This is a genomic window from Rhodohalobacter sp. SW132 (assembly GCF_003390325.1).
GTDB lineage: Bacteria > Bacteroidota > Rhodothermia > Balneolales > Balneolaceae > SW132.
In genome coordinates, this window is record NZ_QUOK01000022.1 from 2,501 (window position 1) to 5,407 (window position 2,907).

Annotated in this window: 2 tRNA genes and 2 rRNA genes (1 of these 4 running past the window's edge); all 4 read right to left on the bottom strand. The window is 53.7% G+C overall.

Annotated features, from left to right (window positions below):
• A 23S ribosomal RNA gene (locus tag DYD21_RS20685) occupies positions 1–717 on the bottom strand; it reaches 2,191 nt to the left of the window's first position.
• A gap of 271 nt (positions 718–988) precedes the next feature.
• Positions 989–1,062: transfer RNA gene (locus tag DYD21_RS20690), tRNA-Ala, on the bottom strand.
• 83 nt (positions 1,063–1,145) lie between these two features.
• Positions 1,146–1,219 (bottom strand) — tRNA-Ile (locus DYD21_RS20695).
• Positions 1,220–1,333: 114 nt separating this feature from the next.
• Positions 1,334–2,859 (bottom strand): 16S ribosomal RNA (locus tag DYD21_RS20700).
• The 16S and 23S rRNA genes sit together here with 2 tRNA genes alongside, the layout of an rRNA operon.
• Positions 2,860–2,907: the final 48 nt, after the last annotated feature.

Genomic DNA, 2,907 nt, shown 5'->3' on the forward strand with positions numbered 1-2,907 from the left:
CGGTTTCGCGTCTGCCCCAACCTACTGCTCGCCCTATTCAGACTCGCTTTCGCTTCGGCTCCACCCCTCAGGGGCTTAACCTCGCAGGCCAGGTGCAACTCGTAGGCTCATTATACAAAAGGCACGCCGTCATCCCGACAAGTCGGGACTCCGACCGCTTGTAAGCGCACGGTTTCAGGTACTATTTCACTCGCCTTCTCGGCGTTCTTTTCACCTTTCCCTCACGGTACTAGTTCACTATCGGTCATGCAACTGTATTTCGCCTTGGCGGATGGTGCCGCCGGATTCACGCAGGATTTCACCGGTCCCGCGCTACTCAGGATACTCCTCCAAAAGAGCCAGCTTCACCTACAGGGCTTTCACCTTCTGTGGCGCTGCTTTCCAGGCAGCTTCGATTCACCTTTTCTTTTGTATATGAGAAGTCCTACAACCCCGGCCGATGCAAGCACCGACCGGTTTGGGCTTCTTCCCGTTCGCTCGCCACTACTTGGGAAATCACTGTTGTTTCTTTTTCCTCTTCCTACTGAGATGTTTCAGTTCGGAAGGTTCGCTTTCCGGTAAACCGGAATATCCCGATAAATCGGGATGGGTTTCCCCATTCGGATACCCATGGATCAACACTTCTTTGCAGCTCCCCATGGCTTTTCGCAGCTTAGCACGTCCTTCATCGCCATTGCATGCCTAGGCATTCACCGTACGCCCTTACTTACTTTTGCTTGCATGGCTTGCACAAATCCTGCACAAACCACCCAAGACTATGAGCTCGATTATTTTTACCTCGCATTCTATCTAATATGTCCACGCAGGCCCTGAGGGGCCCGCGCAGCTTTACTACCAACATGTCAAAGAACAAGTCCCGCATCAGCGGAACCCTGAAGACTCCGGGGCGTCGATCCCCTGCCCGGCCCATCGCTTCTTTCGCAAAAAGCGCCGCCGTTCATCTTGTATCATCAATAAAAAATAAAATAAAAACGTGTACAAATTCTCGTGGAGCTACAGGGATTCGAACCCTGGACCCCTGCCTTGCAAAGGCAGTGCTCTAGCCAGCTGAGCTATAGCCCCTTATTATCCGTGGGCTAGTAATCTGCAACCAGCGCATCATAACCTTGCCTACGGATCACCAGGTAGCTGACACACTGCCAAAGTGGGCTTGGCAGGAGTTGAACCTGCGACCTCACGCTTATCAGGCGTGCGCTCTAACCACCTGAGCTACAAGCCCATTTTCAGGATGCCTGCCACTCACGCGGCCAACCAATGGCCCGCCCAACCGGCGGGGGTAAACATCAAAAGAGATAAACAGATCGCTAAGCAAGCCAAGTTGCTTTTTACTTTCTTAGGAGGTGATCCAGCCGCACCTTCCGGTACGGCTACCTTGTTACGACTTAGCGCCAGTTACCAGGCTTACCCTAGGTACCGCGTTGAACGGCAACTTTAGGTACTCCTGACTTCCATCGCTTGACGGGCGGTGTGTACAAGGCCCGGGAACGTATTCACCGCGTCATTGCTGATACGCGATTACTAGCGATTCCACCTTCATGGAGTCGAGTTGCAGACTCCAATCCGAACTGGGAATGGCTTTGGAGATCTGCATCCCATTGCTGGGTAGCTTCCCTCTGTACCATCCATTGTAGCACGTGTGCAGCCCCGGACATAAGGGCCATGATGACTTGACGTCGTCCCCACCTTCCTCACTACTTGCGTAGGCAGTCTGGCTAGAGTCCCCACCATTACGTGCTGGTAACTAACCACAGGGGTTGCGCTCGTTGCGCCACTTAAGGCAACACCTCACGGCACGAGCTGACGACAGCCATGCAGCACCTTCCATGATGCCCCGAAGGGAAGCCCCGTTTCGGGGGCGGTCATCGTGGATTTAGCCCGGGTAAGGTTCTTCGCGTTGCATCGAATTAAGCCACATGCTCCACCGCTTGTGCGGGCCCCCGTCAATTCCTTTGAGTTTCATTCTTGCGAACGTACTCCCCAGGTGGTATGCTTACTGCGTTAACTGCGTCACTGAACCCGAAGGCCCAACAACTAGCATACATCGTTTACAGCGTGGACTACCAGGGTATCTAATCCTGTTCGCTCCCCACGCTCTCGTGCCTCAGCGTCAATACTGACCCAGCCGGCCGCCTTCGCCACTGATGTTCTTCGTGATATCTATGCATTTCACCGCTACACCACGAATTCCACCGACCTCTGTCAGATTCAAGACATCCAGTATCCAGGGCAATTTTACCGTTAAGCGGCAAGATTTCACCCCAGACTTAGATGCCAGCCTACGCACCCTTTACACCCAATGATTCCGGACAACGCTTGCACCCTCCGTATTACCGCGGCTGCTGGCACGGAGTTAGCCGGTGCTTATTCAAATGGTACCGTCAAAGCAGGACAAATCCCACCTGTTCTTCCCAATCAAAAGCCGTTTACAACCCATAGGGCCGTCTTCCGGCACGCGGCGTGGCTGCGTCAGAGTTTCCTCCATTGCGCAAGATTCCTCACTGCTGCCTCCCGTAGGAGTCTGGGCCGTGTCTCAGTCCCAGTGTGGGGGATCATCCTCTCAGACCCCCTAGCCATCATTGCCTTGGTAGGCCGTTACCCTACCAACTAACTAATGGCACGCAGGCTCATCCATAGCCGACCCGAAGGCCTTTAACAACTGCGGTCATGCGACCCCGCTGCATTATGCGATATTAGCCACCGTTTCCAGTGGTTATCTCCCTGCTATGGGCAGATTGCCTACGCGTTACTCATCCGTGCGCCAGTCTCCAGAAAGAGCAAGCTCTTTCCTTCTCCTTCGACTTGCATGTGTTAAGCCCGCCGCCAGCGTTCGTCCTGAGCCAGGATCAAACTCTCCATTATATATACTAAAATATATCCTGAAAAAGCTCGCCCGACTCACTCAACGAT